The 16,692-nt window shown below is 35.7% G+C and carries 19 protein-coding genes; 15 read left to right on the top strand and 4 right to left on the bottom strand.

Annotation, left to right across the window (positions count from 1 at the left end; all coding sequences use genetic code 11):
• Nucleotide 1 precedes the first annotated feature (1 nt).
• A complete protein-coding gene (locus DBR39_RS11410; protein ID WP_124533139.1) occupies nt 2-853 on the bottom strand; it encodes a hypothetical protein in 852 nt (283 codons plus the stop codon).
• A gap of 383 nt (nt 854-1,236) precedes the next feature.
• On the opposite strand from DBR39_RS11410, the gene DBR39_RS11405 reads away from it, so the two are divergent.
• From DBR39_RS11405 to DBR39_RS11370, 8 genes are all read left to right on the top strand, one after another.
• Complete coding sequence (locus DBR39_RS11405; RefSeq protein ID WP_124533137.1) at nt 1,237-1,428, top strand: hypothetical protein; 192 nt, start codon at nt 1,237-1,239, stop codon at nt 1,426-1,428.
• Between the two features lie 58 nt (nt 1,429-1,486).
• Nucleotides 1,487-3,127 carry a sensor histidine kinase gene (locus tag DBR39_RS11400; RefSeq protein ID WP_124533135.1) on the top strand — a complete coding sequence of 547 codons (1,641 nt, stop codon included), beginning with the start codon at nt 1,487-1,489 and terminating at the stop codon, nt 3,125-3,127.
• Nucleotides 3,128-3,140: 13 nt separating this feature from the next.
• Nucleotides 3,141-3,806, top strand: coding sequence for a response regulator (locus DBR39_RS11395; protein WP_124533133.1), 666 nt, complete (start codon nt 3,141-3,143; stop codon nt 3,804-3,806).
• Between the two features lie 124 nt (nt 3,807-3,930).
• The gene (locus tag DBR39_RS11390; RefSeq protein WP_124533131.1) at nt 3,931-4,194 is read left to right on the top strand and encodes a hypothetical protein; all 264 of its coding nucleotides are present in this window, start codon (nt 3,931-3,933) and stop codon (nt 4,192-4,194) included.
• Entirely contained in the window at nt 4,166-4,453 is a 288-nt protein-coding gene (gene yidD / locus DBR39_RS11385) for a membrane protein insertion efficiency factor YidD (protein ID WP_124533129.1), read from the top strand. Before DBR39_RS11390 ends, yidD begins: the two co-directional genes overlap by 29 nt.
• A gap of 5 nt (nt 4,454-4,458) precedes the next feature.
• Nucleotides 4,459-4,791, top strand: coding sequence for a YegP family protein (locus DBR39_RS11380; RefSeq protein WP_124533127.1), 333 nt, complete (start codon nt 4,459-4,461; stop codon nt 4,789-4,791).
• 11 nt (nt 4,792-4,802) lie between these two features.
• A complete protein-coding gene (locus DBR39_RS11375) occupies nt 4,803-5,870 on the top strand; it encodes a type I restriction endonuclease (protein WP_124533125.1) in 1,068 nt (355 codons plus the stop codon).
• 100 nt (nt 5,871-5,970) lie between these two features.
• Nucleotides 5,971-6,285, top strand: a complete 315-nt coding sequence (locus DBR39_RS11370; protein WP_123921364.1) for a hypothetical protein — start codon at nt 5,971-5,973, stop codon at nt 6,283-6,285.
• 137 nt (nt 6,286-6,422) lie between these two features.
• On the opposite strand, the gene DBR39_RS11365 is transcribed toward DBR39_RS11370, so the two are convergent.
• The 3 genes from DBR39_RS11365 to DBR39_RS11355 all read right to left on the bottom strand — a co-directional run bounded on the left by DBR39_RS11365 (nt 6,423) and on the right by DBR39_RS11355 (nt 8,312).
• Complete coding sequence (locus DBR39_RS11365) at nt 6,423-6,872, bottom strand: GNAT family N-acetyltransferase (protein ID WP_103232130.1); 450 nt, start codon at nt 6,870-6,872, stop codon at nt 6,423-6,425.
• Nucleotides 6,865-7,488 (bottom strand): ribosome biogenesis GTP-binding protein YihA/YsxC, encoded by a 624-nt coding sequence (gene yihA / locus DBR39_RS11360; protein ID WP_089735572.1) that lies wholly within the window; start codon nt 7,486-7,488, stop codon nt 6,865-6,867. Before yihA ends, DBR39_RS11365 begins: the two co-directional genes overlap by 8 nt.
• Nucleotides 7,489-7,550: 62 nt before the next feature.
• Nucleotides 7,551-8,312, bottom strand: a complete 762-nt coding sequence (locus DBR39_RS11355) for an alpha/beta fold hydrolase (protein WP_124533123.1) — start codon at nt 8,310-8,312, stop codon at nt 7,551-7,553.
• Nucleotides 8,313-8,584: 272 nt separating this feature from the next.
• On the opposite strand from DBR39_RS11355, the gene mraZ reads away from it, so the two are divergent.
• The 7 genes from mraZ (at nt 8,585) to murD (ending at nt 16,649) form a co-directional block, all read left to right on the top strand.
• Complete coding sequence (mraZ, locus tag DBR39_RS11350) at nt 8,585-9,043, top strand: division/cell wall cluster transcriptional repressor MraZ (protein WP_124533121.1); 459 nt, start codon at nt 8,585-8,587, stop codon at nt 9,041-9,043.
• 50 nt (nt 9,044-9,093) lie between these two features.
• Nucleotides 9,094-9,987, top strand: coding sequence for a 16S rRNA (cytosine(1402)-N(4))-methyltransferase RsmH (gene rsmH / locus DBR39_RS11345; protein WP_124533119.1), 894 nt, complete (start codon nt 9,094-9,096; stop codon nt 9,985-9,987).
• 69 nt (nt 9,988-10,056) lie between these two features.
• Nucleotides 10,057-10,422: an FtsL-like putative cell division protein gene (locus DBR39_RS11340; protein WP_103232134.1), complete on the top strand. Its 366-nt coding sequence runs from the start codon at nt 10,057-10,059 to the stop codon at nt 10,420-10,422.
• Nucleotides 10,406-12,397: a penicillin-binding transpeptidase domain-containing protein gene (locus tag DBR39_RS11335; RefSeq protein ID WP_124533117.1), complete on the top strand. Its 1,992-nt coding sequence runs from the start codon at nt 10,406-10,408 to the stop codon at nt 12,395-12,397. The genes DBR39_RS11340 and DBR39_RS11335 overlap by 17 nt, the downstream gene beginning before the upstream one ends.
• 60 nt (nt 12,398-12,457) lie before the next feature.
• Nucleotides 12,458-13,918 (top strand): UDP-N-acetylmuramoyl-L-alanyl-D-glutamate--2,6-diaminopimelate ligase, encoded by a 1,461-nt coding sequence (locus DBR39_RS11330; protein ID WP_124533115.1) that lies wholly within the window; start codon nt 12,458-12,460, stop codon nt 13,916-13,918.
• Nucleotides 13,919-13,998: 80 nt separating this feature from the next.
• Nucleotides 13,999-15,240, top strand: a complete 1,242-nt coding sequence (gene mraY, locus DBR39_RS11325) for a phospho-N-acetylmuramoyl-pentapeptide-transferase (RefSeq protein ID WP_103232138.1) — start codon at nt 13,999-14,001, stop codon at nt 15,238-15,240.
• A gap of 83 nt (nt 15,241-15,323) precedes the next feature.
• Complete coding sequence (gene murD, locus DBR39_RS11320; protein ID WP_124533113.1) at nt 15,324-16,649, top strand: UDP-N-acetylmuramoyl-L-alanine--D-glutamate ligase; 1,326 nt, start codon at nt 15,324-15,326, stop codon at nt 16,647-16,649.
• Nucleotides 16,650-16,692 lie beyond the last annotated feature (43 nt).

Here is a 16,692-nt window from a genome sequence, read left to right as displayed (position 1 = left end):
TTTATTCTGCCTGTATAGAGTCTGTGCCTTTACCTGCATATTTCTCTATCATCAATGGAGTAGATTTTCTCAGTTCTCTATTATTATCAGGATCAATACCATCAGCCGTAAAGAATTCAACATTTCCGTTGTATTTTGAATACCAGGTTTTTCCGAGAGAATTTTCAATCGTCATCGTATCCTTTCTTGTTATTCTTTTAAAATACCTGAGGTTATATTCATTTCTGGCAACCACATCAAACTCAGGTCCTATATTATTACTGTCTGTCTCAATAAATTCTTTTCCATCCCAATACATATAATTTTTACTCGGGCTCATGAAAGACATAATGCCTAATCTGTTTTCATCTCTATTTTTAGTTGATGGATTTGAAAAAACAACACCGCCGGTAACCAATAAGGCAACAAACACAAATTCCAACACTCCCAATCCGTTCTTTTTCATAAAATCAGGAACGTTAAAATTCGGGTTGTTGGATATTTTAATAATGATATTAAAAATTTTCTCCGGCACAGAAACTTCTTCCCCATCCAGCATGAACTTCACCGATGTTGTACTTTCTCCTTCGCTTTCTATCTTCTTCTCAAATGTTGGGCTAAAATCTCTAAAACTAGCATAACCAATATACTGACTTAGTTTATCCAATATAAAAGTCTCTATCCCTGTCTCTTTTTTAGTTTCTGCAACAAATGAATCATAATATCTGGAAAGTGTCTTTCCTGATATTGCAAATTTGAGTTTTTTTTCAAGGTCATCCGAAAGGTCATCTGCCCATCCGCTTTTGGTATCTTTTGGAGACTCTGCTTTAATCTTTTCAAATACTTCACGAATTAGTAGTTTTTTCTTGGACATAATTAGTTTTTAAAGGCAATTACAAAATAGGCGATTTTCTACCGTGTCGCATTACGGGATTCCGTAACGAATTCCTGTCCATTTCTTGTCCATCGATGTCCATATTTTGTCTAACACTTACTTTCCTTTCTTCCCCATCTTTGCCATAACAAAATCAGTGATAAACAAAACATTACAAAAACAAATTTACAAAACTGATTTTAAAATCACCAGATAAAACGGAGGAAAACTCCGGGTTGGGAAGCAGATGTTTCTCCTCCGTTTTTGAAGGTTTACTTCCCAAAAAATTTAGAAGCGCTTCAATTTTTTTAATCGTGTAATACTATCTGTGATCTGTTTCGCAGGGAAGAACACGAATGCTTTAACAATAAATTTTTTGAACCATGTTAGAAATTATTTTAATGCTATTCGGTTTAGCATTCTCAAACAATACGGCCAACGCAACAACTGCAAATGATAATAACCCAACAACTGTAACCACACAATCTCAGGGAGAGTCTACAGAGACAGGAGAGACAGGGGGAAGCGATACGGGAGGAGAAACAGGGCAAACTCCACCACCTCCAAAAAAATAATAACTAATAAAGCGAAAGAACTTTCTTTCGCTTTTTTTGTTAATTTTGATAAAAAAAATTGAAAAAACTAATACCATTCTTATTGCTTTTGATGATTATCTCTTCATGTAGGCAGAGCAATAATAAAATTGATAGAATAGATTACGATAAAGCATATAGCTTTTTAAAAACTTCGCAAAAGGATAGTGCTTTTAAATATTTTAATAAAGCAAAAGACGAATTTATTACTCAAGAAAAGTTTTCATTTGCTGGAAGCTGCTTAGTGAATATGGCTATTATACAGAATGATTATGGAGATTATTATGGGAGCCAAGAAACAGGTCTTTCTGCAATTAAATATTTAAACGAAAAAGAAGATTCATATGAACTTTCCTCAAATTATAATAGTCTTGGTATAGCTTTTCAAAATCTTAAAGAATATAAAAAAGCCTCACAATTTTATAGTCTTGCTGCAAAATTTTCGCAAGATCCTCTAGATAGTCTTACGCATCTAAATAATAAAGCTGTTGCTTTTAGTTATTCAAAAAAAATTGATTCTGCAAATATTCTTTTCAATAGAATTCTCAATTATCCAAATTTAAAAAAACAAAGCATTCTATATTCGAAAGTTTATGATAATCAAGCCTATTTCAAATTTCTTCAAGATAAAAATTATAACGCTGAAGAAGAGTTATTGAATGCTTTAAAAACTAGAGACAGCATAAAAGATAATTGGGGGTTAATTGCTTCTTACTCACATTTAACAGAATATTTTGAGAATAGTGACGCCACAAAAGCTCTCTTTTATGCAAAAAAAAAGTTACAGACAGCATCACTTAACAAGAGCCCTGATGATAAGTTAGAAGCCCTCCAAAAAATAATACAATTAGAGAAGCCTGAAAATATAAAAACGACCTTCAAGCAATATCAAAATTTGAAGGATAGCTTAGAAACAGCCAGAAATAAGTCTAAAAATCAATTTGCTTTCGAAAGATACGATTCTGAAAAACTCAAAAGAGAAAATGCCGAAAAAGAAGTAGAATTACTATATAAAAATGTGGGCATTGGTGCTTTAATTCTAGTTTTAATTGGTGGCTTCTTTTGGTTTAGAAGAAGAAGAAAAAGGCTCGAACAAGAAAAAGAAATCGAAGTAAAAAACACTCAGCTTAAAATGTCTAAAAAAGTTCATGATGTAGTTGCCAATGGGATCTATCAGGTGATGACCAAAATTGAAAATCAGGAACATTTTGATCGGGATAAAGCGCTGGATGAACTTGAATTTGTGTATGAAAAATCAAGAGATATTTCCTATGAAAAACCTGATGCAAAAGACATTGTAGAGTTTGATGAAAAAATATCAGGACTTATTGGTTCTTTCAAAAATGAGGAAGTGAATACCTTTCTGGCTGGGAATGAAAAAAATATCTGGAACGGAGTGAATGATTCAGCGAAAGATAATGTCTATCAGGTGATCCGTGAGCTTTTGGTGAATATGAAAAAACACAGCCACGCAAGTCTTGTTGTTTTTAAATTTGAAAGAAATAATAACCTGATTAAAATTCAGTACACAGACAATGGAATAGGTATTCCCGGAGATCTTTCCTACAAAAATGGATTGAGGAATACGGTTTCCCGTATTGAAAACATCAATGGAGAAATTACTTTTGACAACACAACAGAAAAAGGGTTGAAGATTTATATTTCATTCCCTGCATCGTAAAAAAACAAAAAGAATGTTCAAAAAAATTTTAATAGCCGAAGACCACGAAAGCAGCAGTATTTCTGTACAGAAAACATTAGAGGATCTCAATATTTCCAATGCAGATTATGTGTATTATTGTGATGATGCCATAGCCAAAATTCAAAAATCTATCCGGGAAAATGATCTATATGATTTACTGATTACTGATCTTTCCTTTGAAGAGGATCACCGTGAACAAAAAATTAAAGATGGGAAGGAACTTATCAGTGCTGCCAAAGAGCTGCATCCTTCCCTGAAGGCCATTGTCTTTTCCGCAGAGCACAAATCCGGGGTTATAGATTCTCTTTTCTCAGAATATGGAATCAATGGTTTTGTCCGTAAAGCCAGAAATGATTCCAAAGAACTGAAAAAAGCAATCGCTTCTGTATACGTCAATGAAAACTATCTTTCTCTTGATCTCAAACAAGAAGTAAAGAAGCTGAACAGCTATGAGTTTTCAACGTATGACATTACACTGGTCTCTCTTTTGTCTCAGGGAGTTCTTCAGAAGAATATTCCTGTATACCTTCAGAACAATAATATCAAGCCCAACAGCCTGAGCAGTGTAGAGAAAAAACTCAACAACCTGAAAGAAGATCTTCAGGTCACCAGCAATGAGCAGCTTGTTGCTTTTTGTAAGGATTTAGGGATTATTTAAGTCTCCAATACCAGCACCTTGATATACAAACCTTTCATTTTTGAAAGGTTTTTTTTGCGTTACGGTTTCCCGTAAGGATTGGGGTGTAAAGGATGATACTTTTGGAGTATAAATAAAAACAATTATGGAATACAAAGTAATACCATTTGTTGCCACAGCCAATCAACAAAATATGAGTGCAAAAAACATTGCAGAACAATTAGACAATTTAATAAAAGTTCATTCTATTGACGGCTGGGAATATGTAAGACTGGAAAGCGTATCCACCTATATACAACCTATTGACGGATGCTTTGGTCTTGGTCATAAACCTGGCTATATGACTTCTTATCAAATGGCGGTTTTCAGTAAAAAAGAAAATGAAAAGTCTGTTAATTCTTCTCATTAAAATTTATTGGTGGGGCATTCCTCCGTCAAAAAGAAGGAAATGTATCTTCAGAACCAGCTGTTCTAAATACGTGTATGAAAAAACAATACATGATGGATTTATTTCAGGATTAAAAGCTTTCAGATATCGTTTTCAAAACTGCAGATCCGGCGCTCACCTTATAGAAAATCCTTCAGGAGAAATTCAAATCATTTTACCTAATCAACAAATTCTTAATGAAATAGAAATTTCAGAAAGATTTATTACAAATAAAAAATAACCATCATGGGAAAATTCGTAATCACTCAAAGAGTCAATAGAGAATATCAGTTCAATCTTAAAGCCGGAAATGGAGAAATCATTTTAACCAGTGAAGGATATGTTCAGAAAGCATCATGTCAGAAAGGAATCGAATCTGTAAGAGTTAATTCACAGGAAGACTCAAGGTATGACAGACGTGTAGCCGTCAACAGCAAAGAGTATTTTGTTCTTAAAGCCAGAAATGGAGAAATTATTGGTAAAAGCCAATTGTATAGCACAAAATCTGGTATGGAAAACGGAATTGCTTCTGTAAAAAGCAATGCTCCAGATGCAGAAATTATTGATGAAACCTTATAAAAATTACAACTATGGATCTTAAAATAAAACTAGAACAACTGCATCAAAAAGTAACAGGCTTAAAGGAGCAGATCGGTACGGAAGAAGCGACAAAGAATGCTTTTGTAATGCCTTTTATACAAATTTTAGGCTATGACATTTTCAATCCTACAGAAGTGGTTCCCGAGCATGTTTGTGATATCGGAACCAAGAAAGGAGAAAAAGTAGATTATGTGATTAAAAATAATGATGAGCCTATCTTCATCATCGAATGCAAACATTGGAAAGAAAGTGCAGACGCTCACAATTCTCAGCTTCATAGATATTACCATGTTTCTAAAACAAGATTTGGTGTTCTTACGAACGGTATTATTTATAATTTCTATACAGATCTTGAAAAGCCCAATATTATGGATGAAAAACCATTTTTCACGATCAATATGGAAGACTTGAAAGACAGTTCTATCAAAATCCTGGAGAGTTTTACTAAAAAGGATTACAACCTGGAAAGTATTCTGGACTCTGCTGAAGCATTAAAATATATTAAGGCGATAAGAAAGGAATTTGAAAAAGAAATAGAATCTCCTTCTGATGAATTGGTAAAGCTATTGGTAGGAAGATTCTTTGAAAAACCGATGACAGCCAACCGAATGCTTTCTTTTAAAGAGTATACAAAAAAAGCATTGACAACTTCTATTAATGAATCAATCAGTTTTCGGTTAAAATCTGCATTGAGCATCAATGAACAAATTGAAAAAAGAGAAGATGATATAAAAACATCACAGCCTATTGATGAAAATAATGATTCTAAAATTGTTACTACTGAAGAAGAGCTCGAAGGCTTCCAGATTGTAAAAGCAATTATGAGAGAAAAAGTTCCTTCAGCGCGTATAGCTTACAGAGACACATTATCTTATTTTGGAATATTACTGGATGACAATAACAGAAAACCGCTTTGCAGATTACATTTCAATACAGCAAATAAATATATTGAAACCTTTCATAACGGTAAAGATGCCGGAGAAAAAGTACTGCTGAATAATCTTGACGAAATATACAATTTCAGAGAAGAACTTCATAAAACCCTTGAAAACTATTAACCCTACACTTCACATCAGTTTAAAGTTCTAATGAATCGATTAACCATCGACAATTGATCAATACCCCTGATAACGATTCACATCATTAAAAATAAATACCATGAAAAAACTACTTTTTACAAGCCTTCTAGGGCTGGGACTATTATTACCTGCTAACTTCTCCGCAACCACGTCCACCACTGTTTTTGCAAAAGAGCTTTCCGGCAAAAAACCCAGAAAAAGTAAAAGCAAATCGAGCAGAAAAAGCAGAACGACAGGCAGTGCATCTTCAGGATATTCAAGAGCATACTCCTCAAGCAAAGGCTGTACATATAACGGACAGCAGTTATATGTAGGATCAAGAGGTGGATGCTATTATTATTCAGGAAGCAGTAAAAAATATGTAGACCGATCTTATTGTTCCGGATGTAACTAAATAAAAAATAATAACCATGAAACTTAAATTAACCCCTTCTTTTGAAAAATAAAAGTTCTTCAATAAGAAAGACAGGCCTAAAAACACACTCAGCATATAACAAAAAAGCATCTCGGTTTTGAGATGCTTTTTATATTTTATTTTCTGATCATTTCCGTATGGGGAATATCATCTTCCAGATATTTTTTTCCAGTATCTACAAAACCGAATCCGCTGTAAAATCTCAACAGATAATCCTGCGCTGATATTTTGATTTCAGAAGTATGAAAACGGTTTTCTATGGTTTCTACGGCGTATTGTATCAACTGTTTTCCAAGGCTTTTTCCTCTTGCCTGCTCTGTAGTCAGAACCCTGCCGAAGGAAGTCTCGTCAAACTTTATTCCTTTATCAAAAACACGGCAGTAGGCAAGAACCTGCCCGTCTTCTTCCGCCCAGATATGAACTCCCTTCTGATCATAATTATCAAGATCAGGGTAAGGACAGTTCTGCTCAATAACAAAAACATCTATACGTGCTTTCAGTACAGCATATAATTCAGGAACCGTAAACTCGTCAAACGTTTTAATTTTCCAGACAATATTACTCATCGAAACTTATATTATTATTCGTTAAAAACTCATTGGTTTTTTGTATAAAATCAAGAATCTTGTCTCCCCCCTCTTTCTTTTCTGCTGAGGTAACATACAATTCCGGAAGATCTTCCCAGGTTTTATGAAGTTCGGTCTTATAATCCTCAACGTTTTTGATAACAACGTTCGGTTTTAGCTTATCTGCTTTTGTAAAGACAATTGAGAATGGGATTCCGCTTTCCCCACACCATTGGATAAATTCCAGATCAATTTTCTGTGGAGTGTGTCTTGAATCTACCAAAACAAAAAGGTTCACCAGATTTCTTCTGTTCAGAATATAATTGGTGATCAGTTTTTCAAAATCCTTTCGCTGAACTTTTGAAACCTTTGCATATCCATATCCTGGTAAATCGGTAAGGTACCAGTTTTCATTCACCAAAAAATGATTGATCAGCTGAGTTTTCCCCGGAGTCCCCGAAGTTTTAGCCAAATCTTTATGATTCATCATGGCATTGATCAGTGATGATTTTCCTACGTTTGACCTTCCGATAAAAGCATATTCGGGAATATTGGGCTCGGGGCATTCCTGCCATTTTCCACTACTCTTTACAAACTCTGCTGTTTTAATAATCATTTTTGAATGTATTTTAGAAAAATAAACCATTAAGAAAAGCTCTTAATGGTCATTTATATATTTTAAACTTTATCTTTTACCCAGTTGTATAGGATTTCGTTGAATTCATCAGGTTTTTCCATCATCGCAGCGTGGCCGCAGTGATCGATCCAGAATAAATCCGAATTCGGAATAAACTTGTGCATATCTTCTGCCACTTCCGGAGGAGTTACATTATCCTGCTTTCCCCAGATCAGACATGTAGGAGTCAGAATCTTCGGAAGATCATGCAGCATGTTGTGCTTAATAGCACTTCTTGCCAGCATTACTGTTTTTATTCCTTTCATCCTATCGTTGACTACTGCAAAAACTTCATCTACAAGATCTTCTGTCGCTACTTTTGGATCATAGAAAACTTCTTCCGTTTTCTTTCTGATATAAGAGCGGTCATTCTTTCTCGGAAAACTGTCCCCGAAAGTTCTTTCGTATAATCCCGAACTTCCCGTAAGAACAAGATTTTTTACCAGATCTGGTCTTGCCAAAGTTAGAATAAGCCCTACATGCCCTCCCATCGAGTTTCCTACAATGGTTACAGGTCCTGAAATATGACTTTCTATAAACTTGATAATATATTTTGCGATAGTGGTAAGATTCGTATTGAGTACCGGAAGATCATAGATGGGTAATTGAGGCACATATACTTTGAACCCCCTTTCCGAAAAAAAACTTACCATTTTATCGAAATTACTCAAACCACCCATTAACCCGTGCAACAGCACCAATGGATGTCCTTCTCCTGCTTCTACATAGGAATATTTCTTTTCTTTTTTTGTACTAAATATCATAAAACGCCTTAATAAAGCCTTGCAAAAATACAAATTAAACCTCAAAAAAATTTTGATTATCCTAATTTAAGATAAAAATAATATAATATTCCCCTTTTTAACTTTTTTTTTCAAAACCGCTTTGTTATGGCTAAAATAACACTTCCAGCAAGTGTCTTCATATCAGTATTTTACATTATTGAGATTCAATCTTTAATAAAACTTATTAACATTGAGTCAAAAAGTGGGAAAAAGTGGGAAATTTTGGAAATTATTATATAAATTTGTCCCAAATGAAAAATTTCATTGGAACATACGAGTGTAAAATTGACGACAAAGGCCGCTTAAAAGTTCCTTCATCTTTAATCAAACAGATGGAAGACTTCGAAGACAACGCATTTGTAGTCAAAAGATCTGTGTTCCAACCCTGTCTGGAGGTATATCCTATGAATGCATGGGACAAACTGATGGGCAAAATTAATAAACTGAACAGGTTCATAAAAAAGAATGCTGATTTCATACGAATGTTTACGGCAGGAGTAAAGACAGTAGAATTGGATAATGCAGGAAGGTTACAGATCTCCAAAGACCTGACGAATTTCGCAAATCTTCAGAAAGATATTGTGATTACCAGCGCGGGAGAGCTCTTCGAAATTTGGGATAAAGATGCCTATGAAAAGGTAATTTCCACCAATGAAACTGAATTTGCAAGCCTTGCAGAAGATGTGATGGGTTCTTTCGATGAAGAATAACTTTAGTAGGTTATTAATTGATTATTATTAAATAAAAAACACAATTAAGCATGTATCATAACCCCGTTTTGTTGAAGCAGAGTGTTGATGATTTGGTGACGAATCCTGACGGAATATATGTGGACTGCACCTTTGGAGGAGGAGGCCATTCAAGAGAGATCTTGAGCAGACTATCCGATAAAGGGAGATTGTTCAGTTTTGATCAGGACCTGGATGCACTTAAAAATACAATTGATGATCCACGGTTTACATTGGTAAATCAGAATTTCAGATTTCTGGAAAACTCTTTACTGATGTACGGAATTTCTCAGGTAGACGGTGTTCTGGCAGACTTAGGTGTTTCATCTCACCAGTTTGATGAAGCAGACAGAGGATTTTCCACAAGAAGCAATGCTCCTTTGGATATGAGAATGAATGTAATGCAGAATCTTGATGCCAAAAGAGTAATCAATGAATATGAAGAAAGTGAGCTTGCAGATCTTTTCTATCATTATGGAGAACTAAGAGAAGCAAGAAAGCTGGCAAGAGAAATCGTTCATCATAGAAAGATCAAAACGATAAATACTACGGAGGATCTGAAAAAGCTTTTCAGCTATATTCCGCCTCATAAAGTAAATAAGTTCTATGCTCAGCTTTTCCAGGCGATAAGAATTGAGGTAAACCAGGAACTGGAAGTATTGAAAGAAATGTTGGTTCAGGCTTTCAACGTATTGAAACAGGAAGGAAGATTAGTCGTTATTTCTTACCACTCTCTGGAAGACCGTTTGGTAAAAAGATTCCTGAAAAACGGAATGTTCGAAGGAGAACCGGAAAGAGATATCTACGGAAACTATAAAAAGGCATTCGAATTGATAAAGAGTAAAGCCATCATTCCTGACAATCAGGAAATCGAAGAAAACTCAAGAGCAAGAAGTGCCAAAATGAGAACAGGAATAAAGGTATAAAATGGTAACCGATAAGTGATCAATGATTGTAAAAGATCAATCATTATTTATCAATTATAAAAAATAATAGTGGCAAAAAGAACAACAAATCGCCCCCAGAAAAGACTCACTTTTATAGATATTATAAAAGGAAACTTTCTGAATCGTGATGAGATCAAAATACATTACAGGTATTTTCTCTTGTTGTTTATACTGATGATGTCCATGATTTATACGAACCATCTCGTCAATAAGAAAATTAAAATTGTAAACGCCTTAAAGGAAGAAACAGAAGAATATAAATCGAGAAACGCTTACGCCCAGAGTAAGCTGATCAAAGTGAAAATGGAATCAGAGCTGGGGAAAGAAGTCGCCCGGGATTCATTGATGACCCTGGAAAACCACCCTCACAAATTGCTAATAAAACTGGACAGTACAGATGCAAAAGCAAAATGAATATGACAATAAGCGTAAGAAAACGTTACGATGGGGCTACCTCTTTGCAGTGGTAGCTTTGTGCGTGTTTGTAATGTTCTTGGCAAGGATTGTTATCCTTCAGAATACTAATGTCCAGGAAATTAAAGATGATTACATTAATAAAAATTATCGCGAAGCCACTTTAAAGGCTGCCCGCGGTAATCTTTTTGCCTCCGACGGTTCTATTCTCGCCACAACGGTGATGCGGTATGACATCTATCTTGACTTCAAAACGATGAAAGATACGGTGTACTCCAACAGCATTGGAGCATTGACAGATTCTCTGAGCAAAATGTTCGGAAAGTCCAGAGGAGAATTCAGACAGAAATTTGACGAGCAGAAGAAAAAGAAAAACCAATACTACACTTTGGTAAAAGGGCTTGATTTTGACCAATACGACAGAATCAGAAAATTCCCAATCTTCAAAAGAGGTAAAAATAAAGGCGGATTCATTGTCGACAGAAATTATAAAAGAGAATTGGCCACTTCAGAAATCGGAGCCGGAACCATCGGTATGGATAACGGAGAACTTAGATCCGGACTGGAAGGAGCTTTCTCAAAATATCTGACAGGAACTAACGGTAAAAGACTGGAGCAGAGAATCAACTCTTCACAATGGAAACCAATCGACTTCTGGAAAGTTCAGGAACCTGTAGATGGAGAAGATGTCTACACCACCTTAGACCTTAGAATTCAAGACATTGCACACTCCGCTCTGGAGAAGCAGCTGATCCATTTTGAAGCAAAACATGGTACCGTAATTGTGATGGAGGTTGAAACCGGAAAAGTACGCGCCCTTGTCAACTTAAGAAGAACAGATTCAGGAGATTACGAAGACTCTTACAACTACGCACTGAAAGATAATATTGAACCGGGATCCACTTTTAAAACCATTTCGCTTTTAGCAGCAATGGATGACGGGTTTATCGATGAAAATACAACAGTAAATGTAGGAAACGGAGTTTGGGTATATGCAAAACAAAGAATCTCTGATGGTCACGGAGGAGGAACTTACGACATCAGTGATGTATTGGCGAAATCCAGCAACGTAGGAACTTCAAAGCTGATCACAAAGTATTACGCAGAAAAGCCACAGATTTTCCTTGACCACCTGAAACGTTGGAAATTATTCGACAAAATGGACATTGAACTTCCGGGAATTACAAAACCAAAGATTGTTACTCCACAAAACAAGAGATGGAACGCAGCAACACTGGCCTCTATTTCTTACGGATACTCTTCTAATATCAATCTTCTGCAATTAACAACATTCTACAATGGAGTTGCTAATGGAGGGAAAATGCTTAAGCCTTTATTCATCGATAAAATCATGAAAGACGGCAAGGTGATGTACAATGCCAAGCCTGAAGTAATGGTCAATAAAATGGCTTCTGAAAAAGCGATTAAAATGATGACTAACGCCTTAACCAAAGCAGTAGAAAAAGGAACAGGACGAAGCATCTTTACCCCGAATCTTAAAATGGCAGGAAAAACCGGAACCGCCCGATTTGAATATTGGCTTCCCGGCCCTATGAAATACAGAGCATCATTTGCAGGATTTTATCCGGCAGACGCACCCAAATACACTTGCTATGTAATGATAAGTGAGCCCAATACATCTATAGGATTTTATGGAGGTTCCGTTTCAGCACCAGTCTTTAAGGAAATTGCAGGAAAAACATTCCTGAAGACCCCTCAGAATATTGAAAAAGAAATGCTCGTAGACAAAAAGGTAAACCTGAGCAAAATGGTTGAACCTAACGTAAAAGTAGCAGTTAATGATAAACAAATGCCCAATGTAGTAGGATTAATCGGTAAAAACGTAATCCCGCAATTGGAAAACTTAGGATACCGTGTCGACTATAAAGGAGTGGGAAGAATCAAAGAACAATTCCCGCTGGAAGGCACAACGATCAGTAAGAATCAGAGAATTTATTTGTCTCTGCAAAATTAAAGAAACAGAACTCCAAAAGAGTGATATAAACCAAAATAGAGTTAAGCTCTATTGATAAAGATGATTATAACAGAATTAGTAAACAGAATCCCAGTACTGGAAATCCACGGTGATAGCAACCGTGAGGTTACTGAGTTGGTGATTGACAGCAGAAAGGTTACAGAAAACGCTCTGTATGTTGCGATGAGAGGAACAGTGGTGGATGGTCACACATTCATTGTATCTGCTATTGAAAAAGGAGCTGCAGCAATTGTTTGCGAAGAATTTCCTGAGACATTGGCAGAAAATGTCACCTATGTCAAAGTGAAAGATTCATCTAAAGCATTGGGCCATCTCGCTTCCAACTTCTATGGAAACCCATCTCAGAAACTAAAACTGATTGGCGTTACAGGAACTAACGGAAAAACATCTGTTTCTACCCTACTTTTTGATGTATTCAAAAACTTAGGATATGATTCTGCTTTACTCTCCACTGTTGAGATCAGAATTGGTGAAGAAATTATTCCGGCAACACACACTACTCCTGATGTGATTACAATCAACAGGATTTTGGCTGAAGCAGTAGAAAAAGGATGTGAATTTGCCTTCATGGAAGTAAGCTCACACGGTATTGCTCAGAACAGAATTGAAGGATTACACTTCAAAATAGCAGGTTTCACCAACCTTACACATGATCATTTAGATTATCATAAAACGTTCGAAGAATATTTAAAAACAAAGAAAAGATTCTTTGATCAATTAGAAGATACAGCCATTGCCATCACCAATGTGGATGACAAGAATGGAAATGTCATGCTTCAGAACACTAAGGCCAAAAAGAAGTCTTATGCTCTGAAAACCATGGCAGATTATCACGGGAAATTATTGGAAGTGGATTTCAACGGAATGCTGTTGAACTTCAACGGAAAAGAATTCTGGACGACACTTACCGGGAAATTCAATGTATACAATCTGCTGCTTGTATTCGGAATTGCTGTGGAACTTGGTTTTGAGCAGGATGAAATTCTTCAGGCGATCAGCAAATTAAAAAGAGTTTCCGGAAGATTTGAAACATTCAAATCCGATGGTGGAATTTTCTTTATCGTAGATTATGCACATACTCCGGATGCATTGGAAAACATTCTGGACAGCATCAACGATATCAGAACCAAAAACGAAAGATTAATCACCGTGTTTGGCTGCGGAGGAGACAGAGACCATTCCAAAAGACCTGAAATGGGGAATATTGCCTCTAAAAAATCAACATTGGCAATCATCACTTCAGACAACCCGAGAACAGAAGATCCGGCACAGATTATTAAAGAAATTGAAGCAGGCGTTGAACCTCAAAACTTCAGCAAATACACTTCAATACCGGACAGAAGAGAAGCCATAAAAATGGCCATAAAGTTTTCAGAACCTAAAGATATCGTTTTGGTTGCCGGAAAAGGCCACGAAACCTATCAGGAGATCAATGGGGTGAAACATCATTTTGATGACAAAGAAGTAATTAATGAGCTTTGGAAATTAATGTCCAAATAAATTATAAACGATAGTCGATAAATAATAACTGATTTAATCATTTATCTATTATCAATGATCATTTATTAACAATTGAAACTATGCTATACTATCTATACGAATATCTAACCAACCATGGAATTCACATTCCCGGATTAGGACTGTTGAAATACATCTCCTTCCGTGCCGGAATGGCTGTCTTATTCTCTTTGATTATTGCTCTTGTCTACGGAAAAAGAGTAATCAATTACCTGAGAACAAAACAAATGGGAGAATTGGTGCGTGATCTAGGATTGGATGGTCAAAAACAGAAAGAAGGAACTCCTACCATGGGAGGCCTTATCATTATTTTGGCAACCATCATTCCCGTATTGCTGTTTACAAGAATTACCAATGTGTATATTGTTCTGTTGCTGGTTTCAATGTTCTGGATGGGCGCCATTGGTTTCCTTGATGATTATTTAAAGAAAATTAAAAAAAATAAAGACGGGTTAAGTGGAAAATTCAAAATTGTAGGACAGGTCGGATTAGGGCTAATTGTCGGAATTACAATGTATTTCCACCCGGACATCACCGTTAAAAGAAAATATGCAGATGCGAAAGTGGTAAACAGAAACAATGTAGAGCAAAACTTTATGCCTACAGAAAAAATTACTGTTTCTACCGTTCCTTTTGCAAAGAATAATGAATTCGATTATAGTGGAATTTTGTTTTGGATGAATGATAAGGATGCTCATGAATGGGCATGGATTGTTTTTATTCCTATTGTGATCTTCATTGTAACAGCGGTTTCAAACGGAGCCAATATTACAGACGGAATCGATGGTCTCGCAGCAGGAACCAGTGCTATTATACTGCTCTCGCTGGCTCTCTTCGCCTATCTTTCCGGGAACATCATCTTTGCAGACTATCTCAATATCATGTTCCTTCCGAATATGGGAGAAACCACCATTTTTGCGGTGGCAATGGTAGGTGCCGTGATCGGATTCTTCTGGTACAACACTTATCCCGCACAGGTTTTCATGGGAGATACCGGAAGTTTAATGCTGGGAGGAGTGATTGCTGTACTAGCCATTATTTTAAGAAAAGAATTGTTGATTCCTGTATTATGCGGAATCTTCCTGATTGAAAATGTATCTGTGATGCTGCAGGTCATTGTTTTCAAATACAGAAAAAGAAAATATGGGTTGGAATATGCCCAAAACAATAGACTATTCAAAATGTCACCATTACACCATCATTATCAGAAAGAAGGATTTCATGAAAGTAAAATCGTGAACAGAATGATCATCATTGGAGTAATACTGGCTATTGTGTGTCTGATCACATTAAAAATGAGATAAAAAACCAATTTAAAAATTAAAAGATTGAAACATTGAAGAATTTTTTTAATCATTAAATCTTTTAATCATTAAATCAGAATAATATGAAAATAGTTGTTTTAGGAGGTGGAGAAAGCGGATGCGGCGCTGCTTATTTGGCTAAAAAGAAAGGTCTGGAAGTATTTCTTTCAGATAAAGGAGCCATTAAGGATAACTATAAGCAGTTTCTTACCGATAATGAAATTGAATTTGAAGAAGGAAACCACGATGAAGAAAGGATTTTAAATGCTGACTGGATCGTAAAAAGCCCTGGAATTCCGAAAAAAGCGGAGATCATTTATAAAATTCATGAAAAAGGAATCAGACTTTCCTCTGAAATTGAATTTGCTTCTGAATTTACAGACGCTAAGATCATCGCCATTACAGGAAGCAACGGAAAAACAACAACGACTTCCCTGATCTACTATATCCTGAAAAATGACGGATTGAATGTGGGTTTGGGTGGAAATATCGGATATAGCTTTGCCAAGCAGGTTGCAGATGAAAACCATGAATATTATGTCCTGGAAGTAAGCTCTTTCCAGTTGGATGATATTCAGAATTTCAGACCGTATATCTCTTTATTGTTGAATCTGTCTCAGGATCACCTGGATCAGTACAACTACAACTATGAAGAATATGCGTTGGCAAAATTCAGAATCACTGAAAATCAGGAAAATGATAATTTCTTCATCTACAACAAAGATGATGAAATGAGCAAAAATCTTCTTGAAAAGCTTGAAATAAAGGCTAAAATGATTCCTTTCTCAATAAAAGAGAAGTTACCGGAAGGAGGTTTCATTAATGAAGATGAAATTGTGGTAAAAATGAAAGACGAATTCACAATGAAGGTTGATGAATTGTCTCTATTGGGAAATCACAATGTAGCCAACAGCTTAGCAGCATCTATTGCCGGTAAGATATTAAAAATCAACAATGAAAGCATCAGACATTCATTGATGACATTCCAGGCAGTGGAACACAGATTAGAGTTTGTAACTGAAATTGATAACGTAAAATACATCAATGACAGCAAAGCAACCAATGTGAATGCCACTTACTATGCTCTGGAAAGTATGAAAACACCAACCGTTTGGATTGTTGGTGGATTAGACAAAGGAAATGACTACACGGAAATTGAAGATTTAGTCAAAAGAAAAGTAAAGGCAATTGTTTGCCTGGGAGTTGATAATAAAAAGATCATTGAGTTCTTTAAAGACAAAAAAGAATTCATTTATGATACTTCAAGTATGGAAGAAGCCGTGAAAATTTCAAAATCACTGGCTAAAAAAGGCGATACTGTTTTATTATCTCCGTGCTGTGCAAGCTTTGACCTGTTCAAAAGCTATGAAGACAGAGGACGCCAGTTTAAAGAGCAGGTATTAAAATAAATGTAAATGTTGGATGTAAAAGTACATTTTACTTCGTACATCA

The organism is Chryseobacterium sp. KBW03 (assembly GCF_003852415.1).
In the GTDB taxonomy this organism is placed as follows: domain Bacteria; phylum Bacteroidota; class Bacteroidia; order Flavobacteriales; family Weeksellaceae; genus Chryseobacterium; species Chryseobacterium viscerum.
The sequence above is the reverse complement of the archived record's forward strand: the minus strand, read 5'-3'. Positions and strand labels throughout refer to the sequence as shown.

Coding starts and splice junctions, on each gene's coding strand:
- yidD (WP_124533129.1), top strand. CDS start 4,166: ATGAAAAGTCTGTTAATTCTTCTCATTAAAATTTATTGGTGGGGCATT.
- DBR39_RS11395 (WP_124533133.1), top strand. CDS start 3,141: ATGTTCAAAAAAATTTTAATAGCCGAAGACCACGAAAGCAGCAGTATT.
- DBR39_RS11410 (WP_124533139.1), bottom strand. CDS start 853: ATGTCCAAGAAAAAACTACTAATTCGTGAAGTATTTGAAAAGATTAAA.
- DBR39_RS11370 (WP_123921364.1), top strand. CDS start 5,971: ATGAAAAAACTACTTTTTACAAGCCTTCTAGGGCTGGGACTATTATTA.
- mraY (WP_103232138.1), top strand. CDS start 13,999: ATGCTATACTATCTATACGAATATCTAACCAACCATGGAATTCACATT.
- yihA (WP_089735572.1), bottom strand. CDS start 7,488: ATGATTATTAAAACAGCAGAGTTTGTAAAGAGTAGTGGAAAATGGCAG.
- rsmH (WP_124533119.1), top strand. CDS start 9,094: ATGTATCATAACCCCGTTTTGTTGAAGCAGAGTGTTGATGATTTGGTG.
- DBR39_RS11375 (WP_124533125.1), top strand. CDS start 4,803: ATGGATCTTAAAATAAAACTAGAACAACTGCATCAAAAAGTAACAGGC.
- DBR39_RS11390 (WP_124533131.1), top strand. CDS start 3,931: ATGGAATACAAAGTAATACCATTTGTTGCCACAGCCAATCAACAAAAT.
- DBR39_RS11365 (WP_103232130.1), bottom strand. CDS start 6,872: ATGAGTAATATTGTCTGGAAAATTAAAACGTTTGACGAGTTTACGGTT.
- mraZ (WP_124533121.1), top strand. CDS start 8,585: ATGAAAAATTTCATTGGAACATACGAGTGTAAAATTGACGACAAAGGC.
- murD (WP_124533113.1), top strand. CDS start 15,324: ATGAAAATAGTTGTTTTAGGAGGTGGAGAAAGCGGATGCGGCGCTGCT.
- DBR39_RS11380 (WP_124533127.1), top strand. CDS start 4,459: ATGGGAAAATTCGTAATCACTCAAAGAGTCAATAGAGAATATCAGTTC.
- DBR39_RS11405 (WP_124533137.1), top strand. CDS start 1,237: ATGTTAGAAATTATTTTAATGCTATTCGGTTTAGCATTCTCAAACAAT.
- DBR39_RS11335 (WP_124533117.1), top strand. CDS start 10,406: ATGCAAAAGCAAAATGAATATGACAATAAGCGTAAGAAAACGTTACGA.
- DBR39_RS11330 (WP_124533115.1), top strand. CDS start 12,458: ATGATTATAACAGAATTAGTAAACAGAATCCCAGTACTGGAAATCCAC.
- DBR39_RS11355 (WP_124533123.1), bottom strand. CDS start 8,312: ATGATATTTAGTACAAAAAAAGAAAAGAAATATTCCTATGTAGAAGCA.